This is a genomic window from Desulfovibrio desulfopostgatei, assembly GCF_053570645.1.
Window position 1 is genome coordinate 1,308,725 of record NZ_JBRBQS010000002.1, and the last position, 25,030, is coordinate 1,333,754.

The window sequence follows — 25,030 nt, forward strand, 5'->3', positions numbered from 1 at the left end:
CGGCTGCGCATCTGCCCAGCGAGTTTTGACCGGGAGCGGAATCGGTTTCGTGTCCTGGTAGTGAATAAACGAAGAGGCATCAGGGAATGTTCCCCCCGGGCGCTAGCGCTTTGGCGCAAAGGCCAGTATGAACACCCAGGTAAAAGGATCAAAGGAAAACCATGCATAGCGAACAAATGACTCACGACCAGAAGAAGAATCTGCGCCGCGTTGTGGCTTCGTCCATCATCGGCGCCGTCATCGAATGGTACGACTTCTTCCTGTACGGCGTTGTGGCCGGGCTTTTCTTCAACAAGCTGTATTTCCCCGATTTTGACGCGCGTATCGGCACTATGCTTGCTTTTGCCACATTTGCGGTCGGCTTTGTGGCGCGGCCTTTGGGCGGCGTGATTTTTGGCCACTTCGGCGACAAGCTGGGCCGTAAAAAAATGCTCATCCTGACCCTGGAAATCATGGGTATAGCCACTGTTTGCATCGGCCTTATCCCCACCTACCACACCATCGGCATCTGGGCGCCTATCCTGCTGATCGTCTGCCGTCTTGCCCAGGGCATTGGCCTTGGCGGCGAGTGGGGCGGCGCGGTGCTCATGTCTTACGAATCCGCACCGGCCGACAAACGCGCCTTTTACGCCAGCCTGCCGCAGATCGGTATGTCGCTTGGCCTGCTGCTTGCCTCGGGCATTGTGGGCTTCTTCTCCGTGACGCTTTCTGACGAAGCCTTCCTTAACTGGGGCTGGCGCGTTGCCTTCCTGCTTTCTGCCGTGCTGCTTGCCGTTGGCGGCTACATGCGCAGCACCGTACAGGAAACCAAGGACTTTTCTGAAGCCAAGGAGAAGATGCCTGAAGCCAAGTATCCCCTGCTGGATGCCTTCAAGCGTTATCCCAAGATGATGCTGGCCTGCATGGGCGCACGTTTTATCGACGGCGTGTCCTTCAACGTCTTTGGCGTGTATTCGCTGACCTATCTTACGCAGCAGCACGGCATTGGCCGCTCCGCAGCCCTGACCGCCGTGATGATTTCTTCCCTCGTCATGTCCTGCTTCATCCCCTTCTGGGGGCATATGGCCGACAAGCATGGCAAAGCCAAAATTTACGGCGTGTGCGCTGTGCTGCTCGGTATCTCCAGCTTCCCGGCCTTCTGGGTGCTGCATAACTTCTCCGGCAACTACCTGTGCGTGGTGCTTGCCCTGGCGCTGCCCTTCGGCATCCTGCACGCCGCCGTGTTCGGCACCATGTCCAGCGTGTTTTCCGAAAGCTTCGACGCCTCGGTGCGTTACTCGGGCATCTCCTTTGTTTATCAGTTCACCGCCATCTTCGCCTCGGGTATGACCCCCATGGTCGCCACCATGCTCACCGGCATGGCCGATGGCGCCCCCTGGTACCTCTGCGGCTATCTGGCCGGCATCGGTCTGCTCAGCGCGCTTTCCACCCTGTGGCTCAGCCGTATGGCCCGCGCCCGCCGCAATGCCCAGGCCAGCAAGACTGTTACCCAAACCCCTAAGACCGCAATGGTAGAAGCCACCAGCGCCGAAGGGTTCTAACAATGGAAGACGCTGTCGGCTTTTGCCGGACGGCAGCGCCTTTCATTTGCTCCCATGCCCGTAAACCGGGCGTGGGAGCATACTTGCGCCCCGGGAGATAATGCATGTACAATCCCCACATGCTAGCAGACTATGTAGAACAACTTTGCGATACCTTCCGGGACGCCATATGCGTTACTGACCGGGATGGTATCGTTACGCTCGTGAACAAGCGCCATGCGGAACTGACCGGTATCTCCCGTGAAAAGATGATGGGGAGCCGCATTCAGGACATGGTGCAGAACGGCATTTTTGACGTTGTGCTTAATCCGCGCATTGTGGAAACCGGGCAAAAGGTCTCAAGTGTACAGAACCTCTACAACGGGCGCACCTTGCTGCTTGACGGGCATCCTGTAAAGGACGCCTCGGGCAAGGTTGCCTATGTGGTGACGGTTATCCGCGATATCACGGCGCTGACCGAACTGCGCGAGGAAATTACCGCGCAGCGCGAACTGCTTGAAACTTTTCAGAATCTTAGCAGTGAAGGGGTCACGGGCAACCAGTACCCGCGCGTGGTGCAAAGCCCTGTCATGCAGCGTCTGTATGCTGAAGCCTCCGCCATTGCAGAAACGGACGCAACCGTGTTGCTGCTGGGCGAAACCGGCGTGGGCAAGGACGTTGTGGCCCGGCATATCCACCGCAACAGCCTGCGGGCCGATGCCCCCTTTATCAAGGTGGACTGCGGCAGCATCCCTGAAAACCTGATTGAAACGGAACTGTTCGGCTATGTTCCCGGCAGTTTTTCCGGTGCAAGCAAGCACGGCAAGGCCGGGCTTGTGGAGGCGGCCTCCACCGGTACGCTGTTTCTTGATGAAATTGGCGAACTGCCCATGACCATGCAGTCGCGCCTGCTGCGGGTGCTACAGGATTGGGAAGTACTGCGCGTGGGCGCCACAGTGCCCAAAAAGGTGGATGTGCGCGTTGTGGCCGCCACCAACAAGGAACTGGAGCGCGAGGTCGCCAAGGGTACGTTCCGCTCCGACCTTTATTACCGCCTCAAGGTGGCGGTGCTGAACATCCCGCCCCTGCGCTCGCGCCGCGTGGATATTCTGCCGCTGGCGCAGAGCTTTTTTACTTTTTACGGCAAAAAGTATCGCAAGTCCGTCAATCTTTCTGACGAGGCCAAGCAGGTGCTGCAAAACCACACATGGCCGGGCAATGTGCGCGAGCTGGAAAACCTCGTGCAGGGTCTGGTGGTGACCTGCAAGCATGGGCTTGTGGGCGTGCGCGATCTGGCGGGCATCCGCCCCTTGCCGCCGTGCGAATCCGGCGAAGGGCGCTACGCTTTGCCCTCCATTGAAGGCCGTTCGCTCAAAAGCATCATGAAGGAAGTGGAAACTGCGGTCATCGAAAAAGGCATGCAGCGCTATGGCTCCATCAGCGAACTTTCGCGCCAGTTCCAGATGGACCGCAGCACGATCTTTCGCAAAGTTAAGGAAATTGAAGCCATCAAGCATGGTTAGCGGCTCCGCCTGCCAGATCAACGTACACAGGCGGCTCGGCTTGCCGTGGGCTTTTGCAGCGGCGGCTGTTGCAATCTGCGCCATTGCAGCGCGACTGAATATTCTGGAGTATGCATGAAGGGTCTGAACCTTGCGCGTGAATTTTATGCGGCCTGCCTTCCCGCTTTGCGAGCGGAGATTCCCGACATTATGGACGTGGCCGCTGCAGGCCTGGTGGGCGAAGGCTCGGAATGCTTTGGCTGTGACGATGCGGAATCCCAGGATCACGACTTTGGTCCGGCTTTTTGCCTCTGGCTGCCGCGCCAGATTCTACGGGCAGAGCTGCCGCGCATAGAGGCTGCCTTTGCCCGTTTGCCCCGAGAGTTTCAGGGCTTTGCAAGCAGGCTTGCGCCTGAGCGCAGACAGGGCAGGGTAGGGCCGCTGCCCATCGAAGATTTTTACGCCTTTTTTACCGGGCTGGATGATGTGCCCTCCACCTGGCAGCAGTGGCTTGCCATTCCCGAACACCAGCTTGCGGCTTGCACCAACGGTCAGGTTTTTGAAGATCGAGGCGGCGAATTTACGCGGCGGCGCGAGGCCCTGTTGGCGTGCTATCCGCGCGATGTGCTGCTCAAAAAAATGGCTGCCCGCTGCATGATCATGGCTCAGGCCGGGCAATACAATCTGCCCCGCAGCCTCAAGCGCAATGATTCTGTGGCGGTCATGCTGGCAACGGCGCGCTTTGCGGAGGCGGCGCTTTCCTTCGTCTTTTTGTGCAACCGTCGATACATGCCCTTTTACAAGTGGGCGGGAAAACTGGCTGCAACCTTGCCCGTGCTCGGCCCGCAACTGGCGCGGGCATTGAGCCTTGTGGCGCAGACCCCGGCCAATCAGGAACATGGGGCGCAGATTGTTGCGGCGGTGGAAGAATTTTGCGGCATGGCGGCGGCGCATCTGCGCGCTGTGGACCTGAGCCGTGCATCCGGCAACTGGCTCTGGGAACATGGGCCGCAGATTCTGCGGCATGTGGAAGAGCCAGCCCTGCTGCATATGGATATGCTGCAAGGCTGATCTTGTCCCGCAGCCCTTGCCTCTGGCTGCATTGAAAGCCTTTTTACTCTGTCGAGCACCTATTCCATGAGGAGTTGCCGATGGCCGCACAACGCCAATGGCTTGATGAACTGCGCCCTGCCCTTGATCTGATGAAACAGGGCCAACCGCAAAAGTGCATTGAAGCGCTTGAAGCGCTTGTTGTGCGGTATCCCGGCGATGACCTCTGCCGCGCCCTGGCTCTGGACGGCATGGGACGCGCCAATTTTGCCCTGCAGCGTCCGGATGCCGCCGTTCAGGCCCTGCAGGAGAGCCTTGCCCTGCTGCGCGCCGTCATGGGCCCCACAGCGCCCATGACCCTCGGAGCCATGCAGAACCTTGCCCATGCACTGCTTGGGCTTGAAAAGGTTGAAGAAAGCCTTGATCTTGGGCGGGAAGCCCTGCGCCTTACCATCGAGGCCTGCGGGTCGGATTCCCCACAGGTTGCGGAAGCGCAGTTGCGTCTTTCCTCCGCCTATTACCGCAAGCGCGATTTTGACCGGGCGGAATCCCTCATGCTCAGCGCCAAGGAAATATGGGAAAAGCAGGGTTTCTGCGTGCCGCAACTGGGCGTTTGCCTCAATAACCTTGGGCGCATCTGTGAAGAACGCGGGCAGCTTGCCGAAGGCATCGCCCTGCACCGTCAGGCCGTGGCTTTGCGGCGGGAACTGCTGGGCGAGCACGAGGAAACAGCCTTTTCTCTGGGTAACCTTGGCGTGGCGCTGGCCTCTGCCGGGCAGTGGGACGAGGCCGCCGCGACCTTGCAGGATTCTGTGAGCATGTACGACCGCCTTGGTCTTGGCATGGGCGCAGAAGCGCAGGGCTACAAAAAGAATCTTGAAATCTGCCATCAGGCCAGAGCGGCTGCGGCCCCCACGGCCTGAGCAGAAGGAGTATAGGCTATGCAGGAAAATTTTGATCGGGAAGCAGCGCTTGCCGAGATCATTGAACGCGAGCTTGCCATGTTTCTGGCCACCAATAACGAGGGCGGCGTTTCAGAATGCCAGACCCGGCCAGACACCTTCCGCGCCATGCGCAAAATGGCCCATTCCGCGCACGAAGATGCCGTGCTGGATTCGTACCTTGCCGATTTGCGGCAGGCGGAAGTGAACAGCCGCAATCTTATGGTTGAAAAATACGCCCGCATGGACGATCGCCTGCCGCCCCTGAGCACAAGCCCGCTGCTGGATGAAATCGCTGATGCCGAAGAGGCCTTTCTGCATGAGGCTCAGGCGCGCTATCCGCACGTCATAAAAAGCAACGGGCAGGGAATGTTTCGGCGTTACCTGCGCTGCGAACTTGAAACGCTTTCGGACAGAACGCTGGAACTCTACGCCGCGCAGGTGCGCCGCGCGCGCCAGCAAGGCCGCAATCTTGTGGTGGAACGGCACGATTTTTTGATGCGCCTGTTGGGCAAGGGCGGCATTGACGCCTGCGAAGCCGCAGCACAGGGCAAATAGCAGGGGCGCTAGATATGGAATTTGGTTTTATCGGCGTAGGCGCAATGGGCGGGCCGCTGGCGCGCAATCTTATCCGCGCGGGCAAAACTGTGCACGTTTACAACCGCAGCGCCGAGGGAAGGGACAAAACCCTTGCCGCCGGAAAAAGCGGCGTGGCCGCCATGAGTATGGCGGACATGGCTCCCTGCAAGGTGGTATTCACCTGCCTGGCCCTGCCGGAACATCTGACGGAAAAAGCGCTCGGCCCGGATGGCCTGTATGCGCACATGCAGCCCGGTTCCGTGCATGTGGAGCTCTCTACCATTGATTCCCAGACAGCCTTTGCCCTTGCCGAAGCTGCGGAAAGGCAGGGCATTGCCTACATTCAATGCACCCTTGGCAAAACGCCTGCCCATGCGGAACGCGCCGAAGCCCCCCTCTTTGTGGGCGGCGACCAGCAGGCCATTGCCGATCTGACCGAAGTCTGGCCCATTCTTGGCGTGTTCAACAATGTGGGCACGGTGGAAGCTGCCTGCGCGATCAAGCTGGTCAGCAATCTTGTGGGTATGGCAAATCTTGCTGTTTTGAGCGAGGGGCTGCGCATAGGCGAGGCCGCAGGGGTGGAAAAAAATCTGCTGCTGCAACTGCTTGGCGAAACTGGCGCGCACAGCTTTCAGCTTGATGCCCGGGGAAAATCCATGACCCAAGGGGAGTATGATCCCCCAAGGTTCGCGCTGGATCTCGCGCTTAAGGATCTGCGCCTCGGCTGCGGCATGGCCCACGGCATGAATGTGGATGTGTCCCTGCTGGATATGGTTTTTGCCCGGTTTGGCCGAGGTGCGGCAGCGGGGCTGGGCAAGAAGGACTGCGCGGCGGTGCACGAAGTTTAGGGGCTTGATTCTCCACTATTCTCTTGTCGGGCTGGCAAGTATTTTCAGCTCGCACAAACGCGCTGGCAAACAGCGGCAAGTCATAAAATTCAATAAAAGAACCCCCATCAGGCGGGCAGAGTATACCGGAAGGAGTACCTGTTTTTGCCTGATGGGGGTTGTTTTTTGGGGGGCCGTGCAGGGTTTCTGTGCGACAAGCCCCTGAACATTCAGGTTATGGGGCGTATTGCCTCTGTGCTGGTTTACTTGAGCGCCGCTGCGCCAGCCTTGGAAACGGCGGTGTCTTCAGCCACGCTGCCGCCGCTCACGCCGATGGCCCCAACAATGACGCCGTTGCGGATCAGCAGTTCGCCGCCGCCAAAGATGACAAGGCCGCGGTTGGTGACTTCAATACCATAAAGTTCCTTGCCCGGCTGGGAGGCAGCGCCAAGCTGGGCGGTGGACATGTTGAAATAGCGGGCCGTTATGGCCTTTTTTTGCGAAATATCGATGCTGCCAATAAAGGCCCCGTCCTCACGGGCAAAGGCTTTGAGGTTGCCCCCGGCATCCACGACGGCAATGTTCATGGGGATGCCCTGTTTTACAGAGAAGGCCAGAGCAGTGTTGAGCACTGTCTGCGCTTCGGCCAGGGTAAGATCGCCAGGAAGCTGCTTTGCGGGTGCTGAAGCGTAAGCATTGAAGGCAACAAGCAAAAGGACAAGAAAAAGAGGCAGGATACGGCGCACGGTGCTACTCCTTAGTTGATGTTAAGGGCACAGAATTTCAACCGTGGTGGGGGCGAAACCGTTACTGCGGATTCGGCTCCTGATGCTTGAGGATAGACCTTTGTGCAAAAAAGAACAATATTGTTTTTCTGGCTAAACAAGCTGCCGGATGTCTGCCTGTGTTTTGTCTCGATAAGGCAGTGCCGCCGGACACGCCGAAAGTGCCGCGCTGCGAGTCTGATTGGAGGTGACAGCGCAGCTATCTGCTCCAAAGAACAAGTTCGCCGTCTTCCGGATCTATGGTTTTGCCGCAGGGGGTAAAGCCGTTCTTTTCAAGAACGCGCTGCGAGGCCCGGTTGTTAGTGGCTGTTTTGGCCATATAGCGCATGGCGGAATCATGGGCCTGCGCTTCTGCCAGCATCAATGCAACACCGCGTGAGGCAATCCCCATTCCCTGAAATTCTGTTGCGGTGCCATAACCGATTTCAAGAACACTAGAATCGTTAGTGGGCAGAAACGATGCAGTGCCCAGGGTTTGCCCAGTGATATCATCTATAAAGAGCCTCGGCGCGCACCAAAACCAGTTTGTTCCACGCGTGTGGAGATCAAGTGCCGCTTGAAGAACAACGTGAGGAAGTAGATATTCTGCACAGTTTATCTGGCTTAATAAAATTTTGGCCTGAAGCAGTGAGTGAACATCATGAAGGCAAAGCGACTTCATTATAAATTTTATCATTGTAATCCTAGCTAATTGCGCATCAATTAAGAAAAAAATAATTACAAGTGATCGATAAAAATCTAATCCCCAGGTCTTTCAATGCTGCCGTGCGCATCACTTGTTTCTTCAAAGCTGATTTCAGATTCGTCTTTTTTATATTTCTTTAGCTCTGCTCTCAAGTCTTCAATTTCCAGGTTAAGATATAGGTTTATTCGTCTTAGTTCAGAGATTGTTTTCAGGTTCAATCTGTACTTGCGGATAAGCTGTATGCCGCAATATCCCAAAATAGCACCAAAAAGTATTGTTGCAGCTCTTATTAAAAGCATATTGTCCATCCTGATTTTTTGCTTTTGATATATAATAATTGTTTCTATATCAATGTATAATTCTAAAGCCTAAGTCCGCATTCCTCCCCGCAACATTGCGATTTGTTGACAAAGATTGCCAGCTTCCGTTGCAAGGCTGGATTCCAGAGCAGAAGTCGGATGAAAAAGTATAAATTTCTATAACATACTATTATATTTTACTTTTATAGTTGTATTTGTGCGAAAGTACATCCTATGTGGTTTTGAATATTCAATTTTTATTAAAATTTTTTTATTTGTACTAGTTCTTAATTAGTTTCAGCTAGCTATAATAAACCAACTAATCAACTAATATTTATATATCGTTGCATCTATTATCGGCTACTAGTATACACCCGCGATGCAAAAAATAGCTGTATGCCTCACGGTGATTCTGTTGCTTATGCAGAATGCGTATGCCGCCGCGCCCATGCCGTCTTTTTCTCCTGATCGAGCTACAGAGTTACACGATCAGCGTCTGCGAGAGCTGGAAGATAACCAGCGCCGCAAGATGCTTCTTACCCCGCCAGCAGAGCAGCCAGAGCCAATCCAGCCGCCAGCGCTAAAGGAAACAGGCCCATGCGTACCCATCAAGACAATCAGTGTTGAGGGAGCCACGCTGCTTTCCTCGCATCAGGTGCGGGCAATCACGCAGGCTCACGAGGGGCAATGCCTTACGCTGGGTGGCATCAATATGGTGCTGCAAGAACTCACCAACGCCTATATCCAGAAAGGCTATGTTGGTTCCCGGGCGGTGCTGGAGCCGCAGGATCTTTCACTTGGGGTGCTGCACATCCGCGTTATTGAGGGAAGGGTGGAATCTATTGAAATGTCGCCCGGTTCCACCATGAACGCCCGCCAGCTCAAAACAATCTTCCCTTTTGTGAAAGGCTCTGTTCTTCAGTTGAGGGATATTGAGCAGGGGCTGGATCAGCTCAACCGTCTGCCTTCCAACCGGGCCACCATGTCCATAGCGCCGGGTTCGCAGGTAGGCGAAAGCAAGGTGGTTATTGATAACGTGCAGGAACGCACGTGGCGGCCCAGTGTCGGCTTTGACAATCTGGGGCAGGACACGACAGGCCGCGCGGAATACACCCTGGGCTTGGAAAAAGACAACTTCATCGGCTGCAACGACCAGTTTTCGTTCTACTACACTGGCTCCATGCCCCAGGTTTTCGGCCAGTTCAAAAATGACTGGGAAGGCGCGAGCGAGAGCGTCACCGGGCTGTTTTCAATCCCGTTCGGCTATTGGATTCTCAGCGGCAGCGCCAGCAGGTTCAATTACACCACGCAAATTTACGGATTGAATCAGGCCTACACCAGCAGCGGCACCACCTCTGCCATGCGCCTCGCCCTGGACAGGGTTATCTGGCGGGACGGCAACGGCAAGCTCTCTCTGGGCACGTTTATTCAATACCGGGACGTGGAAAACCGCTTTGAAGACGTGCGCCTTTTGGCCAGCAGCTATCGGCTTACCACCACAGGGCTTGCGGCCAGTTATGTGCGCCGCATGCTTGGCGGCGTACTGACCCTCCAGGCGGAGCAGATCTGGGGCATTCCCAATATGTCATGGAGTGTTCCCGGCCCGGAAACCTCCACAACTCCCCACACCCGGTTCAGCAAAACCACAGGCACGGTTGGCTGGCAGCGGCCATTCGAGATCGGCCAGCAGCAATGGTCGTGGAATCTTACGGCCTTTGGTCAAACCAGCCAGCAAACCATGTACGGCGCAGAGCGCCTGTATGTGGGCAGCCCCTACACTGTGCGCGGATTTCGCGAAACACCCGTGGGCGGCGATTGTGGGGGATATATGCGCAACGAACTGGCCTGGACTGTACCGGCAAAGATTCTGGAACCGGTGAAAGCCTCGCCGCTTGGGCCAGTGCAGATCTACGCGGCCTACGACTACGGCGGCATAAGCCGTGATGCCAAAGACCCCTACGAATGGGGCGAGCTGACAGGCATGAGCATCGGCGTGCGCACCAGCGGCAAGCTTTCGGTGCAGGCATCGTGGTCAAAACCGCTGACAGCTCCTGATTACGTGCAGGATAAGGGCGATGTTTGGTCAGTAAGCGTGCGTTACACCTTTTAACGCCAGCACTGGCAGATGCCGCAGCCACCTGATGATTGCGGTACGAACCAGAGCAACCATTTGGAACAGCTCAGGCTCAATTTGCCTGATATTTACACTCAGGGAATCATCATGGAACACCGTACATCAATACACTCCGTGGCCTTGTGCGCCATCCTTTCGGCGCAGCTGATTCTTTCCCCCATTTTTGCCGCATCCGCATTTGCTGCGGGCGGGGTAACTCCCGACCCCAACGCGCCAGGCAGCAAGCGCCCATCCATGGATGTTTCGGCCAACGGTGTTCCGCTCGTCAATATTACCGCGCCCAACAGCTCGGGCCTTTCGCACAACCAGTATTCAGACTTCAATGTGCACCAGCAGGGCTTGATTCTCAACAACAGCTATCGGACTGTTACTACGCAGATTGGCGGCATTATTACGGGCAATCCCAATTTTCACGGCGATTCTTCGCGCGAGGCCAGCACCATTCTCAACGAGGTGACAAGCGCCAACCGTTCGCGCATTGAGGGCTACATTGAGGTAGGCGGCCGCCCTGCGGATGTTATTCTGGCAAACCCCAACGGCATCACGGTTAACGGCGGCGGCTTCATCAATGTGCCGCGCGCTACGCTGAGCACCGGCGTGCCGCAGGTAAACCCCGCCGGGGCGTTGACCGGGCACGAGGTGCAGCGCGGCGATATCAGCATTGAAGGCGCTGGCATCAATGCGGACAATACCGATGCCTTTACCCTGCTGGCCCGCACCGCCTCCGTAGAAGCCCAGGTTCGCGGCAAAAACGTCACGGTAGTGGCTGGCAGAAACAACATTGCCACCGATGGCACGGTTACGCCGCTGGCGGATGATCCTGCCAATCCCAAGCCGCAGGTTGCCATTGACTCCTCTGCCCTTGGCGGCATGTACGCCAACCGCATAACCCTTGTCGCCACAGAAAAAGGCGTTGGCGTCAACCTTGAGGGCACTGTGCAGAGCGCAGACCAGATGGTTATTACCGCCGATGGCAAGCTGCGCCTGCGCGAAGCCTCGTCAGGCGGCGATACCATGCTTGCAAGCAATACGGAAATCCGTGTGGACGAAAGCGCGGCGGCGGCAAAAAGCCTTGGGGTTTCCGCGCCAAGGGTTTCCACCCCCGGCGTGCTGGCTGCTGGCGAAAATCTATCCATACAGGCAAACGCTCTGGCACTGGAGCCAGGGGCGAGGGTCGTTTCAGGCGTGGATTCTTCCGGCGGGCTTACGCAGCATGGCAAAACAACCATTGTTGCCGACACGCTGGAAGCCAATCAGGCGAAGGTGCTTTCTGGCGGCAGTGTGGGTATTGCGGTTACCAATACAGCCAATGTGCGATCTTCAACCATATCCGTTCAGGATGCCCTGCTTTTGACTGGCGGAACCTACCTTTTGTCAGACAGTCTGGTGCAGGGGCAGAACATTGGCCTGGATGTGCGCCAGTTGACCGTTGCCGGAAAATCCACCGTAGAAGCGTACACCAATCTGGCAGTGAAAGCCGCGTTGATGGAAGTGCAGGACAGCGTGTTGCGCGCGGCTGAGGACGCCCAATTCCAGACAGGCAGCGCCTCGGTGGACGCCACAGGCAGCATTGCCGCAGGGAATGGCCTTGTCGTTACTTCTGACGACATGATCTTGCGGGGCGGATTTGTTTCCGCCGGGCAGGATGTTGCAATTTCGTCAACAACCCTGAGCAACATTGGCGGCGTGATCTATGCCGCAAGGGATCAGCAACTGGCAACGGCAGGTCTGCTGCTCAACGATGGCGGCGAAATATACGCCGGGCGCAATATTGCCATCACATACATGGGCAATACACGTTCAAATATCGTGCGCAATATTTCAGGCACAATATCAGCCGGGGATACGTTAAGCATAAATGCCGCTACAGTTGAAAACAAGAAACGAGAATTTGAAATTGCCTCGCGGGGAAATCACGTTTCCTCATATTCCTGGCATGAATGCAACGCTGCACTGCTTGGGCACGGCTGCGACAGAAGGCAACTGTGGTATTACGTCAACGAATATAACGACTACATTCTTAAGGATTCCCCTTCAAGCCAGATGCTGGCGGGTGGAGACATCATAATTGGCGCTGATTTTCTTAACAACGAATACAGCACCATTGCGGCGGGTAAGAATCTTTCCGCTACTGCGGGCAATGCCGTAAACAAGGACGGCGTGCTGCAACACACCAAGACTACCCGTGAAACCATGAAGGGCTGGGATTCAGACGATGACTTTACCGGCGAGTATTTCCGCTCGTACAAGGAAGAGTTCACCGAAATAGGGCGCTCGCCTGCGGTGTTTTCCGCCAATTCAGGCCTGTACATGAACGTTTCTGGCACGTTCAGCAATCTGAGCCAGCGGCAGGGCATTTCCCAGCCCAACAGCGCCTCTGCCAGCAAGGGGTATCCATTTTCCGGCAGCCCCATGTTCCACGCCGTAGCCTCGCCTGGCCACCATTATCTGATAGTAACCGACCCCCGGTTCACCAATCTGGGCAATTTTTATGGTTCGGATTACTTTCTCAGCCGCGTTGGGCTGGACCAGAAGCGCCAGCAGGTGGTTTTGCTGGGTGATGCATTCTATGAAACACGCCTTGTGCAGCAGCAGATTCTTGAAAGCACGGGCAGGCGCTTTCTTGGCGGTTACAGCACCGATGCGGATCAGATGCGCGGGCTCATGGACGCGGCGGTTGCCCAGCAGAAGGATCTGAACCTGACGGCGGGCGTGGCCCTCACAGCGGCGCAGGCAGCAGCCCTGACGCAAGATATGGTCTGGCTGGTGGAGGAGGAATACAGGGGGCAAAAGGTGCTTGTGCCCCATGTGTATCTGGCATCGGCCACCAGGGAGGACATCACCGCCGGAGGCGGCGTTCAGGCCAAAAATGTGTACATCAACGCGGGCAGGGGCGTGCTGAACGAAGGGCTCATAAGCGGCGGCACCGTCAACATCGCCTCTGTCGATATCAGCAATACTGGCGGCCTGCTGCGCGGCGGCGACCTGAATCTGACGGCGCTGAACAACATCAGCAACAACAGCGGCTTTATGCAGGGCACCAACATTGCCCTGCAGGCCGGCAACAACATAACCTCGCAAACCCTTACCACCAGAGATCCCGGCAATGCAGCCAACATCCATGTGCTGGCGCAGGCGGGCATTGAGGCCAAAAACAGCGTAACCGCCGTGGCTGGCAACGATGTTTCCATCACGGGCAGCACCCTGAATGCTGGCGGCGACATTGCCTTGCAGGCCGGGCGAAATCTGACAGTTGGCACGGTTACGGAAGAATTCCATTTAGGCGACGGCGTCCACAGCCGTGAAGACCGGGTAACGCACACTGGCTCAGCCGTGGCCGCAGGCGGCAACCTCACCATGACCGCCGCCAATGACATGACCGTGGCAGGCTCGCAGGTCGTTGCCGGGGGCAATGCCGTGCTGGCGGCTGGCAAGAGCCTTTCTGTCGTCTCGGTGCAGGATACCTTCAGTTCGTTTGTCAAAACCAAATCCGGCAACGGCGGCTTGTTCTCCTCCAGCTCCAAAAAAACGGTCACGCAGGATTACCGCACCAACAAGGCTTCCACAGTCGGCGCGGGCGGCAATCTTACGCTTGCGGCGGGCGTAACCGGGCTTGGGCATGCCACGGTTGTGGGCTCCAACCTTGTCAGCGCGCAAGACCTCTCGGTGCTGGCCTCTGGCAATATCAACGTGGTCTCCGGGCAAAACAGCTCTTATTTTGCTTCCACCAAGTCCACCACGGGCGCATTGGGCCTCAGCTCTTCTTCCAAGGCCAGCGGCAGCTCTTCTGTTACCCAGGTGGCGTCAAACCTTATGGGGCAAAATATTACCCTTGATGCTGGCAAAAGCGTGGGCATTGCGGCCTCCAACTTCATCGCTCAGCAAAACCTCAGCCTCACCGCGCGCAATGGCGATGTAAGCGTGCTCGACGCCGCCAATCAGTCGGCTTCATGGTCGTACAAAAAGCAGACGGGCTTCGGCCTGGGCGGGGGCGACTCCTTCAGCAGTTTTTACGGCACAGAGGGCAAGCGGGAACAAAACGCGCGGGGTACCAGCGTGGGCTCAAATCTCACGGCTGGGCAGGACATAACAGTTGCCTCCTCACGCGATACATCCGTTGTTGGCTCCAGCCTCTCGGCAGGCAACAACGTTACCATCAACGCAGGCCGCGACGCCAATATTCTGGGCGGCACCAACACCAGCTCGTCCAGCAAGGAGAAGTTTTCATCGGGATTCGGCGTGGAGGGCATTCTTGGTCTGGATCAAACCAGCTTCTTCCTTGGCTACCAGCAGACGGGCAAGGGCGAAGACCGCGACAAGACAACAAACACGGCCAGCCAGATTGCGGCCAAAAACACCCTCACCGTAAAAGCGGGCCAAAACGTCAACATGTCCGGCTCAAAACTGGTCGCAAACCAGGATTTGAACATGGCCGCTGGCAAGGATATCAATATATTGCAGGCTACGGAAACCGAAAGCGTAAGTAATTACGAAAAAAGGCTGCGCGCCGGGCTTAGCCTGACCCTGTCGCAAACTGTCACCACCACTGCCAAAAACGCCTATGCGGCGGGCAAACAGGCCGTGAGCAATGCGGAGGAAGCAAACGTAATCGGCGCGGGCCAGCAGGCATACGAGGCCTACAACACCGCGCAGGCCATCACCGACCCCAAGGGCGAGGCCAGTTTGACCGTGGGCGTTAGCTCATCGTGGAAGAGCAGCGAGAGCTACTCCACCACGGCAGTGCGGTCAGAGCTGCGCGCCGGGCGCGACATGTCGCTGGCCGCCAATCGCGATGTGAGCATGCAGGGTACGCAGGCGCAAGCCGATAGAGATCTGACCATAGCCGCAGGGCGGGACATCAAAATTACCGCCGCGCAATCCTCGCAAAGCTACTCCAGCGATTCGGGCAAAATTGACGCCAGCGCGGGCATTGCGGCAACGGCAAGCAAGGGCGGCTACTCTCTGGGCATAAAGGGTTCATTGGCTCTTGGCGGTGAGGTAACTGACGGAACCTCCCATACCAACAGCAATGCCAAAGTGGTCGCCGGGGAAAAGCTGACCACTGTTTCCGGCCAGGACACCAGCGTGGCTGGTGGCAACCTGACAGGCAAGGATGTTGACATGCATGTGGGGCGCAACCTGAACGTTTCCAGCGTGCAGGATTCCAGCTCGTACAACCACAGCAGTTTCAACGTGGGCGCTGAGGCAACCGTGGGCTATGGGGCAAATGTCCAAGTGAAACAGGGTGCAAACCTCGGCTTTGAATACAACACTGGCCGTAGCCGCACCGTTGGCGAGCAAACCTCCATCTTGGGCATCAATAGCGTAAATATCTATACGGAAAACAATACCCATGTGGCCGGGGCCATCATCACTGCCCTCAACGACAACCTCAAACTCAACACGGGCTCGCTGAGCTACGAAAATATCGTGGGTAAAACGACAGAAACCGGGGTCAGCGCGGGCATCAACTGGGCGCGGAAATTTACGCCGGGAAATGGAGGGGGAAACGATGACACTGTGGATAAGGGTAAAAGTACTCAAACGGGACAGGTAGACAAACCTACGCAGCTAGCTCAACCCGGCCAGCCAACTCAGCCAGAGCAGGCCAGTCAACCCACCAAGAATGAAAAAGGCACAGAACTCTATCCCGAAGCCAAGCCGTGGATGACGACATTGGTGGAAACACAAAGCAAGTTGGGGGATGCATGGAGTGACTTTAAGGAGAAGACCCTTCACAATGTTTCACCAGACAAATTTTCCTATAGTCATAGAGAAACGACCCAAACCGCCTATGCCACCATTGGCAATGGGGAAATTACTGTACGCAATAATCCCGGCCAGTCACTGGACGGTCTGAACCGTGACCCCAACAATGCCATGCGCACAGAAACAACTTCAAAAACAAACCTGAATCTGGAGCCAGCTTTCAGCTATGTGGACAAAGTTCTCAATCCGGACCTGTCCGCCAACATACTCAATTCGTTGCATGAAATATCTACTAACCCGAGCGGATTTTTTCAGCGGATATTCTCGGGTTTGTCAGGCGGCGATAAAAAGAAAGACGAGGCCAAGGGCAACGGTGGGGCTGGCAGCAACGCGCCAGAAAACAATAACTCAAAAGCAGCGGAACAAGCATGGCGAGACCTTGGCAGGGACCCTTGGGGCTTTATCCAACACGCTTGGAGTGATATGTTTTCCTCCCCTCCCAAAAACAAAAAGTAATGCGCCATGATTACCTGTTAGGCTGCCTGTTTTCTCAATACTGCAAAAAGAGAAACTTATGAACAAAAATATTGTATTATTCTGCCTGTTCACACTGCTCTGCGCCTGTGGCCCATCCACAGATAGAAACCAGAGCGGCCTTTTTGGGGAGTATCCAGAAAACTATGACAATGGAAATGGCTTCACTCTTTGGATGCCAAAGAATATGCACGCCCGCCAGGGCATGTACACATTCGTTGTGCAGAAGTATATAAATTATTGTGTAAATGGCGACTATAATGGAGGAAAATTTAAGTCAGATGAAGTGTATAAAGAACTTCCTGACGGTGGCCGCGTGTATGCTTACTACTACTACTACACAGAAGATCATGATGTTGGAGTCAATGCGCCAGCATTCAATCTAAAACCAACACAAATAAAGGTTAAATACTATACAGTAATGAACTTTATAGTAAATACCGATGGCATAATAACGCAGTGTAAATACAAGAGATTCCAATAAATAATTGACCAAACAATTGTAAGAAATTGCCAATATGAACGAATAACAGCAGTGCAATTTAAGCTCGCATGCTTTCCCTCAATCATTTTCTTCTGGGCTGCATGTGCTCAGCATGCGCGTGTATGGGGTGACGTAATGCACATTGGCAGGCAGCACCGATGATTCGCCAAAATTCCAGATGCCAACGGCTGCGGAGCAAACTTTTGTGTGCGCGGGCTGACCTTTTTGCATTTGTGCAAAATGTGAGGGCGCAGGCGGGCATGTTGGTGATCAAGGCCCCAAAGCAGTACTCTGAACGATCTGCCCCTTTTAAGCTGATAGCTGATAAATGAGAACTTCCATACACAAAAATATTGCACTCCTCTGCCTGTTTGCTCTGCTCTGTGCCTGCGGCCCATTGCCAGGCAGAAGCCAGAGCGGCCTTTTTGGCCGTTATCCGGAAAATTTTGTTGATACGGACGGCTTCACTCTCTGGATACCAAAACATATGAATGCTCGCCAGGGCATGTACGCATTTGTTGTGCAGAAATATATCAACTACTGCGTAAACGGGGATTATAATGGCGGAAAGTTTGAATCAAAAGAGGTTTATAAAGAACTTCCAGACGGTGGCCGTGTATATGCCTATTACTACTATTACAATCAAGATGAGTCTATTGGCGTTGATGCCCCTGCGTTTAATCTTTCACCAATGCATATCAATGTAGATTACTATACCGTAATGAATTTCATAGTTAATAAAGATGGCATAATTACAAATTGTAAATACATGAGATTTCAATAACGAATTGATCAAATAATTATTATAACTTGCCTATATGGACGAATAACAGGAGTGCAATTTGAGTCAGCGTGCTTTCCCTCAACCTCGTTGTTTGCATGGCTGGCAGGGTTAGGCAGGGGCAGAGATAAGGCGGCATGGGCGGCTAGCACGCCGCCGGGGCAATGCCGTGTTGGCGGCTGGCAAAAGCCTTGATGAACCTGGAAATCACATCGCTGTCAGCACCAATTCTACAAACTTCCTTGTGCCCCCTTGATGGGAAACTTGTTCGCATCCCACACAACTCAACAAGCAGAGTGGCACTCATTGATTAATCTTAACTAACTTTATTTGACTTGAATAACTTTTTGCGCCACTGTCAGGGCATGTCGCAATCATTGCCCGTCACAACGTGGGAAGTCCTGAAGCTCACTATTCCGCAGATGGGCCTCATGCTGTGCCATCTGGCGGTTTCCATGACCGACCTGTGGGTATGCGGTCAGATTGATGGCCAAATCCTCGCTGTGCTTGGCGGTATCTCTCAGGTTTTCGCCTTTCTCATGCTTGTCACATCCATGGTTGCCAGCGGATGCATGGCTACTGTCAGCCGCGCTGTGGGGGCTGGGCTGCTCTTGCGGGCACGGCGATATGCCGGGCTGGTTCTCTGCATATCGCTGCTTGCCGGAAGCTGCGTTGCTGCTCTGGCCCTTCTGGTGTTGCGGCTCGTGCCTCTTCATGGTTTGTCTTCTCCGGAGCTTGCCCCTGCCGTCTCCCTGTTTGCCCAAGCCTATGCCCTTCAATTGCCCTTTTATTACAGCATGATAATTCTCAATTCCACATTTCGCGCGCACAAAATGGTATGGCTGCCCTTTGCCACCTTGTGTCTCGTGGCGCTGATCAATTATGCGGGCAGCGTGGGCTGCGGGCTGGGCCGGTGGGGCCTGCCCCAGTTGGGCTATGCAGGGGTGGCGTGGTCAACCGTTGCCTCGTCTGTGCTTGGCTTTGCCTGCAATATTGCTCTGGCGATGCGGCGTGGAATCATCAGCCGGACATCCTTTGCAAGCTGGCGGTGGAACAGGGCCGCCTTGCCGAGGTTGTGGCGCATTGGCATCCCCGCAGCCTTGGGCAGTCTGGCAGGGCAGAGCGGCAGCATGGCCCTGCTGGCCTGTGTTGCAAACATGCCCGGCAATGCTGCGGAAACACTGGCGGGGATGACGCTCGGCATGCGGATTGTCAGTATGCTGTATTTTCCTGTGGCGGCGATGGGCATGACCCTCGCCATCATGACGGGGCATTTGCTGGGCGCACGGCGTAAGGCTGAATGCTACGGCATGGGCCTGCACTATGCCCGGCGGGTGGCTCTGATTGCCATTGTGGCGGCAGCGGCACTGCTTTTGAGCCGGCACACGGTTGCGCGCTGGTTCACCCACGACCAGGCCGCCGTAACGGTGGCAGGGATATTTCTGCTGGTCGCCTGCGCAAAACTGCCGCTGGAAGTAGTGGGCATGCTGTTGCAGGCAGTGCTGGATGGCGCAGGGGCCACGCGCCTTACCAGCCGCATTACAGCCCTGACCCGCTGGGGCATCTGCGTACCCCTGGCCTATGCCCTGACCTATCTTCTGCATCTTGGAGCCACTGGCATCTTTGTGTCCATGGCCTGCGCCGAAGCAACCGGAACCCTGTGCCTGCTGTACCTGTACAGGCAAAAAAAATGGCTTGGTAGCCTGTGATCTCTTTGATATACCCTACAAGTTAACAGCATTCAAAGAATGTTAGACAGAGGTATATCAAGGAGCCGCCCCCAATGGCCGAAGACGAAAAGCTGCTTTCGCCAGCGCTGGAAAATTATCTCGCCATTATTTTCAGGCAGGAATTTGCCGCCGGGGCCTGTAGGCCCAGCGACATTGCCGATGCTGCCGGAGTTGCCCGCCCCTCTGTAACCAACGCCCTGCGCGAGCTGGCAAAGCGCGGCTACGTGACCTACGCCCCATACAGCCTTGTAAATCTGACCGAAAAAGGGCTTCGTGCCGGGCAGGAACTGGCGCACCGCAACATGGTGTTGAAAGACTTTTTTCAGAATGTACTGCAACTTTCAGAAGACAGAGCCGCAAGTGTGGCCTGTGAGCTGGAACACGTCATTCCTGAGGATGTGATGCTGCGCTGGCGGCAGTTTGTGCTGTACATGCACCACACGCAGAGCGAGTGGGAGCATTGGCAGCAAAAAACAGAAGCCCTGCGCGAAGAGCACGCCACAAAGCAACATGCGGCAAGTCCCAAGGCGCCGCCAGCAATCGTGCATCGCAAAGAGTTTGTAAAAGACTGACCGACAGGCCAAAATCAGTGCGCCGGGCAGGCTTTTGCATGCGTCAACAGGGCGGATTTTTGCACCATCAGCACTTGCGGGGGCGCTCTCGGTCAACCCGCTCTAGTGGAGCGAGTATTCCACAGGCACCCGCACGCTAAAGCTGCTGCCGCGAACTCCGGTATCCAGACCGGCAAGCCTTGTACCCAACTGCTCCGTGGCCGAATCCAGCACGCCGTGGCCGCTGCCCCTGTGCAGCGAGGAGCCAGTGACCTTGCCATCATTGCCCACCTGCACCAGCAGAATGGCTGTGCCTTCGGCTCCGGTGCGCCGTGCGTGCTTGGGGTAGTTTTTATACTGTTCTATGGCCCCCAGCAGTTTGTGCAGCACGCTTGGGCTGGCTGCGCCGCCTGATCCCGTGCCGTTTTTTCCATGCCCTGCGGTTCCCTTGCCGTCTGTAACGCCCCTGGACTGCGCCTCAGCCCCTGCGCCGGGGGCTGTCCCTGCGGCGTTTTGCTGCTGCATCTGCACGGCAGCGGCGGTTTGCACAGGTTTGACCGATTCGGCTCGTTGCACGGCCCGCTGTACTGCTTGTTGCGGGGGCTTGCTCGCGCGGGTCTTTTTTTTGACTGGCGAAACCATTTTTTCAGAGGCCTGCGCCATGTTGTTCACAGGTTGCGGCTGGGGCTGCTGCGCTTTCTGCGGCTTTATCACCTCTTGCGCCGTGACCGCCCTCGCCGGAGCTGCCGTGCCCCCATCCGGCAAGCCCGGGGCAGCAGAGGGGCGAACGCTGGCAGCCATCTGCGCAAGCGACACCCGATAGACCTTTTCCTGCGGCAAGGAGGCCTGCCCACCCAACAGCAGGGCAAGGGCGATAAGGCCACCGTGCAACGTCAGCGAAGCCATGGTTGATCCTGAACACAGGCCGGGCAAGACTGACAGTTTTTTCATGATGTTGACCTCCATGCGTGAATGTCGCCTGCGGCAGGTTTTTGCGGCACCGCCGCAGGCGGGCCTGTTCTGTTATACCGTGGCTGCAAGGGCCGTGATGTATTCCCGCGCCTGTCGGCAGTCTTCCTCATCAGGATGCTTGGCGGCTTCTTCAAGGCGGGCGCGGCGCTCGTCCGTCATGGGGTGGGCGTTGTCGGCCATTTTCTGCATCATGGCCACCACCGCCGGGTCAACGCGGCCCTGACACAGGAATGACCCCAGAACCCTGTTGCCGCGTTGCGGCTCGTTGAGCAGGGCTTCTCCCTTTTTTTTGCAATCTGCGGCGTGTTCCGAGTCCGGCCATGCCCCAAGGGTGCCGAACAGGGCCACGGTGCAGTTTTCGATGCTCTCAAGATACCGTTTGGCATCGGCATCGGGCATGCCTTTGTCCACCCAGTAGCCTACTGCCACAAAATCATAGCCGCTGGGGTTTGGGGCATCCTTTACAGGGTAGATGTCGCAGGCGTGCAGACCTTCAGCCACGGCACGGGCCACCTTTTCCGTATTACCAGTGCGGGAGGAGTAGACCACCAGAGTTTTCATTGCACATTCTCCATGCCCAGCGCCGCGCGCAGCGCCAGAAAGCGTTCTTTTACCGAGGGGATGAGCGCGCGGTTTTCGCGCCCTACGTAGATGGAAAACACAACCGCGCCCGCTGCATCAAAAAACTGGATGCTGTGACTTTCCAACCCCATGAAGGGCAGGGACAAAAAAGCCATGTGGGCAATATTGTTGCTGCAAATGTGCCCGCCCAGGGGGCAGCCGTGATCAAGGTTGAAATAGCCGCCCCCGTGCTTGCCCGCAGGGATTTGCCCCTTGATCTCCACAACGCTGCCGCCGTGGCGCATGATAAATGTGGCGGATTCCCACGCTGTAAGGTCGGCCCATATGGCGTCAAAGTCCGCCGCTGCGGCAAAGGCCCGCATGGGTTGGGGCAGAGCCTCTGCCGCCTGAAGTTCGCTGACGCCGCAGGCCTGCGCCAGCGTGTCCAGCATGACCATTTTTTTCTCTGCCAGCAGGGACGCTACCTTGTCTGCCAGTGCATTGCCGTTTGCCGTTGCCATGGCAACTTCCTTTACACCACCTGAGCGGTGGGGTTGTTGTGTTGGGCGGTGATACCCGGGGCATTGCCGCTCTGCCTGCGGGCGGGAGTTTCCGTCAGCGGGGTTTCGATTTGTCGGGGGCCAACCAGCGGCAAGCGCAGCGCCTGCCGCCCCATGCCAGCCAGCAGCTCCAGATCATGCGTGATAAGCAGCACGCTGCGTTCCTGATGCGCCTGCCGCTCAATGGCGGCTGCAAGCCTGTGCATGTTGGCCCCGTCAAGGCCGCTGGTCGGTTCGTCCAGAATGAGCAGGGAAGGGCGCTTGGCCAGAGCGCAGGCAACGACCAGACGCTGTTTTTCCCCGCCGGAAAGCGACTGGGGATGCCGCCCCGCGAGTTGCAGCAGGCCGAATTCTTCAAGCAGCATGCGCGCATGGTCGGGATCCTTTTGCCCGGCCAGTTCCAGACAGGTCTGCACCTCCTGCTCCACGGTGCGCATGTGCAGTTGGTGGTCGGCATTCTGCAACACCAGGCCGCTGTGGCGCATACGCTGTTTTGCATCGCACGGTTGGTCGCGAATGAGGATTTCACCGTTCTGCTGCTGGTCGAGGCCCGCAAGAATCCGGGCCAAAGTGGTTTTGCCCGCTCCATTGTGCCCGATGATGGCAGTGACGCCGCCGGGCAGGTCAAAATTGACGCCTTCGTAGAGGGGCTTGCGGCCCTTGTGCGCATGGGTGAGGTTGCGGGCCTGTATCAGCCCGTGCGCGCTGGTGCAGCCGGGCAGGGTGCGGCGCGCATCGGGAACGCGGGCCTCGCGCAGGCCGAAGCGCCGCCGCAGTTCCGCATCGTGCAGCATGGCAAAGTCGCCCTCCGCCTCAATGCGCCCCTCGCGCATCACAACAACCCTGTCCACCACGTCAGCCAGCCAGTAGAGCCTGTGGTCAACCACCAGAATCGCCATGCCGCGCTCCTTGAGATGGGCCAGCTTGAGGGCCAGCTCGGCCGTGGATTCCGGATCAAGGTTGGCTGTGGGTTCGTCCAGCACAAGGGCCTGCGGGCGTTGGGTCCACAGGGAGGCAAGACCGACCTTCTGCTTTTGGCCTTCAGAAAGCTGATGTATGGATGACCGGCAAATTTTCTCCAGGCCAAACTGTCTGACGGCCCCGGCAACGGCATGGCGCATGGTTTCAATGCCAAGGCCTTGCCATTCCAGAGCAAATGAAAGTTCATCTTCAACATTAAGAGCAAAAAATTGCTGCTCGGGATCCTGAAACAGGGTTCCGGCCTGACGGGCAATCTGGGGCGGAGTCTGCTCCGTGGTGGGCGCGCCGTTGACCAGCACCCGGCCTTGCAGCGTACCGCTGAAGTAATGGGGGCACAGGCCGTTGAGCAGCCGGATGAGCGTGGATTTGCCGCATCCGCTTGCACCGGTGCAGAGCACGAGTTCGCCCGGCTCTACCGTAAGGCTGAGGTCGCGCACGGCAGGGGTTTGCTGGTGCGGGTAAGTGTAGGTGACGTTTTCACAACGTAGCATCAGCGCATTCCTCCAAGGCTGGTTCCGCCCAGATGCATTTGCAGAGCCAGAGCCGCCCCCAGCGCCGCACAGGCCGCAATCAGCAGCAGGGTGTCGCGCAGGGCCCAATGGCAGGTTTTATAGGGGGTCATGGTTTTGCCGTAGCCCAACCCCTTGAGTTCTGCCGCGATGCCAAGGTCTTCTGATGTACGCAGCGAGCGGAACAGCAGGGGAGTGAACAGCAGTCGCATGCTCTGCACCGGATGGCGGGTGATACCCCATGGTGAAAGTCTGTAGCCCCGAAGCCGCAACGATTCCGTGACCTGCTGCACATCGGCCAGAAAGGTAGGGATAAAGCGCACCACAACCGCTGCGGGCAGATAGATGCAGAACGGCAGCCGCATGCCGCGCAGTGCATTGAGCAGATCCTGCACACGTGTGGAAAGCGCCATGGGCAAAACCACGTGCAACATGGTAAGCATACGTAAAAAGGGAACAACAAGCCCTGTAAATCCGGCTTTGTTGAGCGATGGCATGAACTGCCCCATGATCCACATGCAGCCCATTGCCATGCCGCACATGAGGGTAAAGAAAGCATATGCCCAGAGCAGCGCCTTGGGTTTGCGCAGAGAAAGCGCGTAGCACATGGAAAATCCGCAAAGCAGCAACTGCCCCTGAATGTTTGAAACAACCAGTGAGCCGATTGCCGCTACCACGCTCAGGGCCAGTTTTGCGCGCGCGTCCACCTTTGGCAGCCAGCCTGCGGCGTCTGCCGCGTTATTGTCGAACAATGCCCGCATGGCGCAGCTCCTTTACAGCGTTGTACCCGGTGAACAGGCCCGCCGCCGCCCCCAGATACCCCAATATGACCACCGGAACCGCCGCCATGAGCAGGGAAGGGTTTTCGCGCATGAACAACCAGGAAATCCCCAGCGAACTGGCCCTGCTGACAATGTCATACACGCCCACGGCCAGCACCGGGCCCCATGCCCGACCATAGCCGCCGCAAAGGGCGACAGATGCCTCGGCCATCAGAGCGCCCAGCAAGATGGCGGGCAGCAGGGTGATGCTGGCCCCCAGCAGCAGGGCGCTCACAAGCATGCTGACCAGAGAGAACAGCAGCAAGGTTCCTGCCTTGCGCACCCTGTAGAGCATTACCACCAGCAGGGTCGTGTAGATCAGGTTTTTCAGCAGCAGCGAAACCGGATTCATGCCGCCCCCGGCCAGGGCCACCAACAATGTGGAAACCTTGGCCGCAGCGGCAAAAACCCCAATGACAACGAGCTCGTGGGCGCTCCAGTATCGATGAACCAGTTCACTCATGGTGTAACTCCAATATCCGCCCTTGTATAGAAAATGAATACGAAATTCAATA

21 protein-coding genes are annotated in these 25,030 nt (G+C 56.6%); 12 read left to right on the forward strand and 9 right to left on the reverse strand.

The annotated features are described in order from the left end of the window. Window positions 1-161 precede the first annotated feature (161 nt). The 6 genes from ACUZ9Q_RS05855 to ACUZ9Q_RS05880 all read left to right on the forward strand — a co-directional run bounded on the left by ACUZ9Q_RS05855 (window position 162) and on the right by ACUZ9Q_RS05880 (window position 6,440). Complete coding sequence (locus ACUZ9Q_RS05855) at window positions 162-1,541, forward strand: MFS transporter (protein WP_449247502.1); 1,380 nt, start codon at window positions 162-164, stop codon at window positions 1,539-1,541. A 104-nt stretch (window positions 1,542-1,645) separates the two neighbouring features. Beyond that, window positions 1,646-3,043: a sigma-54 interaction domain-containing protein gene (locus ACUZ9Q_RS05860; RefSeq protein WP_225529786.1), complete on the forward strand. Its 1,398-nt coding sequence runs from the start codon at window positions 1,646-1,648 to the stop codon at window positions 3,041-3,043. Window positions 3,044-3,157: 114 nt separating this feature from the next. Next, complete coding sequence (locus ACUZ9Q_RS05865) at window positions 3,158-4,093, forward strand: DUF4037 domain-containing protein (RefSeq protein ID WP_227119469.1); 936 nt, start codon at window positions 3,158-3,160, stop codon at window positions 4,091-4,093. Between the two features lie 80 nt (window positions 4,094-4,173). Beyond that, window positions 4,174-4,995, forward strand: coding sequence for a tetratricopeptide repeat protein (locus ACUZ9Q_RS05870; protein WP_449247503.1), 822 nt, complete (start codon window positions 4,174-4,176; stop codon window positions 4,993-4,995). An 18-nt stretch (window positions 4,996-5,013) separates the two neighbouring features. Further along, the gene (locus ACUZ9Q_RS05875; RefSeq protein ID WP_233482767.1) at window positions 5,014-5,571 is read left to right on the forward strand and encodes a DUF4125 family protein; all 558 of its coding nucleotides are present in this window, start codon (window positions 5,014-5,016) and stop codon (window positions 5,569-5,571) included. A 14-nt stretch (window positions 5,572-5,585) separates the two neighbouring features. Beyond that, the gene (locus tag ACUZ9Q_RS05880) at window positions 5,586-6,440 is read left to right on the forward strand and encodes an NAD(P)-dependent oxidoreductase (RefSeq protein ID WP_227119466.1); all 855 of its coding nucleotides are present in this window, start codon (window positions 5,586-5,588) and stop codon (window positions 6,438-6,440) included. A 242-nt stretch (window positions 6,441-6,682) separates the two neighbouring features. On the opposite strand, the gene ACUZ9Q_RS05885 is transcribed toward ACUZ9Q_RS05880, so the two are convergent. The 3 genes from ACUZ9Q_RS05885 to ACUZ9Q_RS05895 all read right to left on the reverse strand — a co-directional run bounded on the left by ACUZ9Q_RS05885 (window position 6,683) and on the right by ACUZ9Q_RS05895 (window position 8,197). Next, complete coding sequence (locus ACUZ9Q_RS05885) at window positions 6,683-7,165, reverse strand: GlcG/HbpS family heme-binding protein (protein WP_215647711.1); 483 nt, start codon at window positions 7,163-7,165, stop codon at window positions 6,683-6,685. A gap of 238 nt (window positions 7,166-7,403) precedes the next feature. Further along, window positions 7,404-7,880 carry a GNAT family N-acetyltransferase gene (locus ACUZ9Q_RS05890; RefSeq protein ID WP_449247504.1) on the reverse strand — a complete coding sequence of 159 codons (477 nt, stop codon included), beginning with the start codon at window positions 7,878-7,880 and terminating at the stop codon, window positions 7,404-7,406. A 62-nt stretch (window positions 7,881-7,942) separates the two neighbouring features. Continuing rightward, a complete protein-coding gene (locus ACUZ9Q_RS05895; RefSeq protein ID WP_449247505.1) occupies window positions 7,943-8,197 on the reverse strand; it encodes a hypothetical protein in 255 nt (84 codons plus the stop codon). A gap of 412 nt (window positions 8,198-8,609) precedes the next feature. Between ACUZ9Q_RS05895 and ACUZ9Q_RS05900 the strand changes: the two genes are divergently transcribed. The 6 genes from ACUZ9Q_RS05900 (at window position 8,610) to ACUZ9Q_RS05925 (ending at window position 20,132) form a co-directional block, all read left to right on the forward strand. Continuing rightward, the gene (locus tag ACUZ9Q_RS05900; RefSeq protein WP_449247506.1) at window positions 8,610-10,298 is read left to right on the forward strand and encodes a ShlB/FhaC/HecB family hemolysin secretion/activation protein; all 1,689 of its coding nucleotides are present in this window, start codon (window positions 8,610-8,612) and stop codon (window positions 10,296-10,298) included. Window positions 10,299-10,409: 111 nt separating this feature from the next. Then, window positions 10,410-16,547, forward strand: coding sequence for a hemagglutinin repeat-containing protein (locus ACUZ9Q_RS05905; protein ID WP_449247507.1), 6,138 nt, complete (start codon window positions 10,410-10,412; stop codon window positions 16,545-16,547). Between the two features lie 58 nt (window positions 16,548-16,605). Beyond that, a complete protein-coding gene (locus tag ACUZ9Q_RS05910) occupies window positions 16,606-17,049 on the forward strand; it encodes a hypothetical protein (protein WP_449247508.1) in 444 nt (147 codons plus the stop codon). Between the two features lie 328 nt (window positions 17,050-17,377). Beyond that, on the forward strand, window positions 17,378-17,833 hold the full coding sequence (locus ACUZ9Q_RS05915; RefSeq protein ID WP_449247509.1) for a hypothetical protein: 456 nt from the start codon (window positions 17,378-17,380) through the stop codon (window positions 17,831-17,833). A gap of 362 nt (window positions 17,834-18,195) precedes the next feature. Further along, window positions 18,196-19,539: an MATE family efflux transporter gene (locus ACUZ9Q_RS05920; protein WP_215647722.1), complete on the forward strand. Its 1,344-nt coding sequence runs from the start codon at window positions 18,196-18,198 to the stop codon at window positions 19,537-19,539. A 74-nt stretch (window positions 19,540-19,613) separates the two neighbouring features. Next, on the forward strand, window positions 19,614-20,132 hold the full coding sequence (locus tag ACUZ9Q_RS05925; protein ID WP_215647723.1) for a metal-dependent transcriptional regulator: 519 nt from the start codon (window positions 19,614-19,616) through the stop codon (window positions 20,130-20,132). A 102-nt stretch (window positions 20,133-20,234) separates the two neighbouring features. On the opposite strand, the gene ACUZ9Q_RS05930 is transcribed toward ACUZ9Q_RS05925, so the two are convergent. The 6 genes from ACUZ9Q_RS05930 to ACUZ9Q_RS05955 all read right to left on the reverse strand — a co-directional run bounded on the left by ACUZ9Q_RS05930 (window position 20,235) and on the right by ACUZ9Q_RS05955 (window position 24,978). Then, a complete protein-coding gene (locus tag ACUZ9Q_RS05930; RefSeq protein WP_449247510.1) occupies window positions 20,235-21,062 on the reverse strand; it encodes a TonB family protein in 828 nt (275 codons plus the stop codon). Between the two features lie 72 nt (window positions 21,063-21,134). Next, complete coding sequence (locus tag ACUZ9Q_RS05935) at window positions 21,135-21,644, reverse strand: flavodoxin family protein (protein ID WP_215647725.1); 510 nt, start codon at window positions 21,642-21,644, stop codon at window positions 21,135-21,137. After that, the gene (gene hutX, locus ACUZ9Q_RS05940) at window positions 21,641-22,165 is read right to left on the reverse strand and encodes a heme utilization cystosolic carrier protein HutX (protein WP_215647726.1); all 525 of its coding nucleotides are present in this window, start codon (window positions 22,163-22,165) and stop codon (window positions 21,641-21,643) included. The genes ACUZ9Q_RS05935 and hutX overlap by 4 nt, the downstream gene beginning before the upstream one ends. 11 nt (window positions 22,166-22,176) lie before the next feature. Next, on the reverse strand, window positions 22,177-23,676 hold the full coding sequence (locus tag ACUZ9Q_RS05945; RefSeq protein WP_323390074.1) for an ABC transporter ATP-binding protein: 1,500 nt from the start codon (window positions 23,674-23,676) through the stop codon (window positions 22,177-22,179). Next, window positions 23,676-24,455, reverse strand: coding sequence for an energy-coupling factor transporter transmembrane component T family protein (locus tag ACUZ9Q_RS05950; protein ID WP_449247511.1), 780 nt, complete (start codon window positions 24,453-24,455; stop codon window positions 23,676-23,678). Before ACUZ9Q_RS05950 ends, ACUZ9Q_RS05945 begins: the two co-directional genes overlap by 1 nt. Continuing rightward, on the reverse strand, window positions 24,433-24,978 hold the full coding sequence (locus ACUZ9Q_RS05955) for an MptD family putative ECF transporter S component (protein WP_449247512.1): 546 nt from the start codon (window positions 24,976-24,978) through the stop codon (window positions 24,433-24,435). The genes ACUZ9Q_RS05950 and ACUZ9Q_RS05955 overlap by 23 nt, the downstream gene beginning before the upstream one ends. Window positions 24,979-25,030: the final 52 nt, after the last annotated feature.